Genomic DNA, 5,061 nt, shown 5'->3' with positions numbered 1-5,061 from the left:
TGCCGGTCACGGGGTCGGTGACGTGTTCGAGGTCGTGGCCGGTGAGCTCGGAGGGTCGGGCCCGCGCGGATCGTTGATCGGGTGGTTGTTCGGGTGGCGCGGCGGACCCCGCTGGGCCCACGTCGCCGGGTCCTCGCGGATCCTCGGGTGGCGGCGGAAGGGCGTGTCCCGTGCGGTCGGTGAAGCGGTAGGAGGCGGTGGCCGGCCTGCCGGGTGCCCCTGGTGGGGGTCGGTGGCGGGCGATGGTCAGGTCGCGTCGGTGGGTCTCGTGGTGGTGGAACGAGCAGAGGAGGATCCCGTTGTCGACGGATGTGGAGCCCGCGTCGCGGTCCCACCACGCGATGTGGTGGATCTGGCACCAGCGGGCGTGAGTGGTGCAGCCGGGCCAGGCGCAGTGGCGGTCGCGGGCGATGACGGCCCGCCGTTGGGGGCCGGTGTAGAGGCGTTGGGTGCGGCCCAGGTCGATCGGGACGGACTCGGCGTCCAGGACGATGCGGGTGAGCTCGCAGTCGCACAGGGCGGCGGCGGCCTCGGTGGGTGGGACGGGGGTGCCGTCCTCCAGGGTGACCGGGGCGCACGGTGCTGGCGCGGTGCCCCGTGGTGCGGCGCGCAGGGCGCTCCAGGTGGACTCGGTCATGAGGAAGGAGACGTGGGGGCGCACGGCGGCGCCGGATCCCGTCTCGGGCAGGGCCAGGACGGTGGTCGCCAGGGTCTCCAGGGCGTCGGCGCGGCGCTGCTCGGCGGTGCGGTCGTCCTCGAGGGCGGGGCGGGGGGTGACGGCTTCGAGGGCCAGGCGCAGCCGGTGCCCGGCCATGGTGTCGAGGAGGCCTGACAGGCGGGTGCCGCCCGGGGTGTCGACGAGGTGCACCGCCCGGGCGGCGCGTTGGGCCTGGTGGTCGCGCTCGAGCGCGTCCGGGTCCTGGTGGGCGGCCCACCGGGCGACGGACCGGGCGAACGTGGTGGCGTCGGCCCGGGCAAGGCCCAGCAGCTCGGCCTGGCCCGCGGTCGAACCCATGGCCGCACGCACGGTCGGTGAGGCGCCCCGGACGACCCGGGCCAGGACCTCCACGTGCGCGGGGGACACCCCACCGTCCACGGTGGCCTCGCGCAGGGCCGGCAGGGCGGCAAGGACCTCGGCCTGCCCGATCTCGGCCAGCGCGGCGCGCTGCCCGCCGCGTGAGGTGCGCCCCCGCCACGCCTCGAACGACGGGTCGCCGTGGGTGCGCCACGTCCCGCCGGCCCGCTCGGCCAGCAACAGCTCCGCCCGGGCCGTACCGAGCACGGCGATCGCGCGGTCGACCTCGCCCAGCACCGCCCGGCGGCGCGAGACCGACCACCCCGCCGCCCCGCCCATCCCCGCCGCGAGCGCCCGCGCCGCCGCCAGCACACCCACCGGGCCGACCTCCACGGCGGCGCCCGCCGCACCCGAGCCGTGGCGCGCGGCGACGTCGCCGTCGGCCATCGCCCCGACCGCCACCCGCACCACCCCCGCACATCTCCGATCGAACGTCTGTTCGAAGCCTACCGACGCCCACCGACACGCGACCTATCCTGTGCGGGTGGACGACGCGCAGCAGGACCAGCCCCCGCACCGCGCGCCGGGAGGTGCCGGCACCGCGCCCCCGCCGCCCCCCGGACCCCCCGCCCTCGCCCTGCGCGGCCTGTGGAAGGCCTACGGCGCCAAGGTCGCCGTCGCCGGGATCGACCTCGACGTCCCCGCCGGCTCGTTCTACGGCCTCGTCGGACCCAACGGGGCTGGCAAGACCACGGCACTGTCGATGGCCAGCGGCCTGCTGCGCCCCGACGCCGGCTCGGTGCGGATCCATGGCCGGGACCTCTGGGCCGACCCCCTCGCCGTCAAGGCGCAGATCGGGGTGCTGCCCGACGGCGTGCGCCTCTTCGACCGGCTCACGGGCGCCCAGCTCGTCACGTACGCGGGCCTGCTCCAGGGCCTGGACCGGCCCACCGTGACCGCGCGCACCGGCGACCTGCTCGCCGCGATGGGCCTGACGGCCGACGCCGGGACACTCGTCGTCGACTACTCCGCCGGGATGACCAAGAAGATCGCCCTGGCCTGCGCCCTGGTGCACGCGCCCCGCATCCTGCTGCTCGACGAGCCCTTCGAGGCGGTCGACCCGGTCTCGGCCGCCAACATCCGCCAGATCCTCGCCTCGTACGTGGCGTCGGGCGGCACCGTCATCGTGTCCTCCCACGTCATGGACCTCGTGCAGCGGATGTGCGACCACGTCGCGATCATCTCGGCCGGCCACGTGCTCGCCGCGGGGGGCGTCGACGAGGTGCGCGGCGACGCGAGCCTGGAGGACCGGTTCGTCGAGCTCGTCGGCGGCCGGGCCAGCGGGGAGGGTCTCGCGTGGTTGCACACCTCGCCCGCCTCAAGCTGAGACTGCTCGCCAACGGCCTGCGCCGCAGCCCCTGGCAGGTGGTGGGTCTCGTCTTCGCCCTGCTGTACGCCGGGGGCGGCGTGCTGCTCGCGCTCGTCGGCCTCGGCGCGCTGTCGACGCAGGATGCCGACCTGCGGCGCACCGTCGTCGTCCTGGCGGGCGCGGTGCTCGTGCTGGGGTGGTGGCTGCTGCCGGTCGTCGCGTTCGGCGTTGACGCCACGATGGAGCCGGACCGCTTCGCGACGTTCGCGATCCCGCGCGCCCAGCTCGTCGCCGGGCTCGCCGTCGCCGGCCTCCTGGGCGTCCCGGGCATCGCGACCACCCTCCTCGCGCTGGGCGGGGCGCTGCCCTGGTGGCGCCAGCCGCTCGCCGTGCTCGCGGCCCTCGTCGGCGCCGTGCTGGGCACCGCCCTGTGCGTGGTCGGCTCGCGTGCCACGACGACGGTGCTCGCCCCGCTCCTGGCCCGGCGCCGGTTCCGCGAGCTCGCGACGGTGGTCGTCCTGGTCCCGCTCGTGCTCGCAGGGCCGATCCTCAACGCCCTGGGCGTCGTCGTCGACCGCACCGCGCAGTCCCTGCCGGCGGTGGCCGACGTCGTCGCGTGGACGCCCTTCGGCGCGCCATGGGCGCTGGCGGCGGACGTGGCGGAGGGCGCATGGGCGCGGCTGCTCGGGCACGTGGCGGTCGCTGTCGTCGCCCTCGCGCTGCTGGTCCTGGTGTGGGCGAGGGCGCTGAGCCGGGCGATGGTGCGCCAGCGGTCGACGTCCGGCGTCCGGGGCCATGCCGGTCTCGGGCTGCTCGGCCGGGTGCCTGCCACGCGGCTGGGAGCCGTGACCGCCCGCTGCCTCATCTACTGGTGGCGGGACCCGCGCTACGCGGTCGCCGTCGTCATCGTCCCGCTGCTGCCTGTGCTGCTGTGGTTCCTCGGCGGGGGCGACGCGCTCCTCGTGCTGGGACCGCTCACGGGGACGCTCATCGGCTGGAGCATCTCCGCCGACGTGTCCTACGACGGCACGGCGTTCTGGATGCACGTCGTGGCCCCGCTGCGCGGCCGCGTCGACCGGCTCGGCCGGGTGGCCTCCGCCGCCGCCATCGGGCTCCCCGCGACGCTCCTCATGGTGCTCGGCGGCCTCGTGTCCTCGGGCCGCTGGGAGCTCACGGCGGCGATGCTCGGCCTGTCCGTCGGCGCGCTCGGCTCGGCGCTCGGCGCGGCGTCGGTGCTGTCCGCGCGGATCGTCTACCCGGTGCTCCCGCCGGGCTCCAACCCGTTCGCCACGCCCCAGGGCGGCACGACGGCGTCCATGGTGTCCCAGCTGGTCGGCTTCGGGGCGCTGGGCCTGCTGCTGCTGCCGGGCGTCGTCCTGACCCTCGTCGCCGCCGGGACGCGCTCGGTCCCGCTGGGCCTGGTCGCCGCGGCGGTCGCGCTCGGCATCGGCGCCGCCGTGCTGGTGCTCGGGGTGGGCGTGGGCGGGGACACGCTCGACCGTCGGGCGCCGGCGCTGCTGACGTCGCTGCGCGCCATGGCGTGAGCGCAGCGGGCGTCCGCCGGACCGTCGCCCAGCCGGCCCACCCGTAGACTCTCCGCCCGTGGCTCTCACCATCGGCATCGCCGGCCTGCCCAACGTCGGCAAGTCCACCCTGTTCAACGCACTGACCCGCAACCAGGTCCTCGCGGCGAACTACCCGTTCGCGACCATCGAGCCGAACATCGGCGTGGTCCCGCTGCCCGACCCGCGCCTGCAGCAGCTCGCGGACGTCTTCAGCAGCGAGCGGCTGGTGCCGGCCGTGGTGTCCTTCGTCGACATCGCCGGGATCGTGCGCGGGGCGAGCGAGGGGGAGGGGCTGGGCAACAAGTTCCTCGCCAACATCCGCGAGGCCGACGCGATCTGCCAGGTGGTGCGCGCGTTCGCGGACAGCGACGTCGTGCACGTCGAGGGTCGCGTGGACCCGGCGGACGACATCGAGACCATCAACACCGAGCTGGTCCTGGCGGACCTCCAGACCGTCGAGAAGGCCATCCCGCGCCTGGAGAAGGAGGTCCGCGGCAAGAAGACCGACGCCGCCGTCCTGCTCGCGGCCCAGCGCGCCCAGGAGGTGCTCGCCGAGGGGACCACGCTGTTCGCCGCGGCGGACCGTCTCGCCAGGGCCGGTGTGGACCAGGCCGCGCTGCGCGAGCTCCAGCTGCTGACCACCAAGCCCTTCATCTACGTCTTCAACACGGACGACGCCGGCCTGGCCGACACCGCCATGCAGGCCGAGATGCGCGCGCTCGTCGCGCCAGCCGACGCGATCTTCCTCGATGCGAAGTTCGAGTCGGAGCTCGTCGAGCTGGACCCCGACGACGCCGCGGAGATGCTCGCCGAGTCCGGCCAGGCGGAGGCCGGCCTCAACCAGCTCGCGCACGTCGGCTTCCACACCCTGGGCCTGCAGACCTACCTCACGGCCGGCCCCAAGGAGGCCCGCGCCTGGACCATCCGCCAGGGCTGGACCGCACCCCAGGCCGCCGGCGTCATCCACACCGACTTCGAGCGCGGCTTCATCAAGGCCGAGGTCATCTCCTTCGAGGACCTCCTGGCGGCCGGGTCCATCGCGGCGGCCCGAGCGGCAGGCAAGGCCCGGATCGAGGGCAAGGACTACGTCATGGCCGACGGCGACGTGGTGG

At 75.4% G+C, this 5,061-nt stretch carries 4 protein-coding genes; 3 read left to right on the top strand and 1 reads right to left on the bottom strand.

Annotated elements, in window-relative coordinates:
• On the bottom strand, nt 1-1,486 hold a 1,486-nt coding region (locus PKY62_RS04810), incomplete at its 3' end, for an HNH endonuclease signature motif containing protein (protein WP_324535398.1).
• Nucleotides 1,487-1,559: 73 nt separating this feature from the next.
• Between PKY62_RS04810 and PKY62_RS04805 the strand changes: the two genes are divergently transcribed.
• From PKY62_RS04805 to ychF, 3 genes are all read left to right on the top strand, one after another.
• A complete protein-coding gene (locus PKY62_RS04805; protein WP_502875786.1) occupies nt 1,560-2,402 on the top strand; it encodes an ABC transporter ATP-binding protein in 843 nt (280 codons plus the stop codon).
• Nucleotides 2,372-3,928, top strand: coding sequence for a hypothetical protein (locus PKY62_RS04800; RefSeq protein WP_324535396.1), 1,557 nt, complete (start codon nt 2,372-2,374; stop codon nt 3,926-3,928). The genes PKY62_RS04805 and PKY62_RS04800 overlap by 31 nt, the downstream gene beginning before the upstream one ends.
• Before the next feature lie 58 nt (nt 3,929-3,986).
• The coding region (ychF, locus tag PKY62_RS04795) for a redox-regulated ATPase YchF (protein ID WP_324535394.1) at nt 3,987-5,061 on the top strand (1,075 nt) is incomplete at its 3' end.

It is taken from the genome of Actinotalea sp., assembly GCF_035443605.1.
In the GTDB taxonomy this organism is placed as follows: domain Bacteria; phylum Actinomycetota; class Actinomycetes; order Actinomycetales; family Cellulomonadaceae; genus Actinotalea.
The sequence above is the reverse complement of the archived record's forward strand: the minus strand, read 5'-3'. Positions and strand labels throughout refer to the sequence as shown.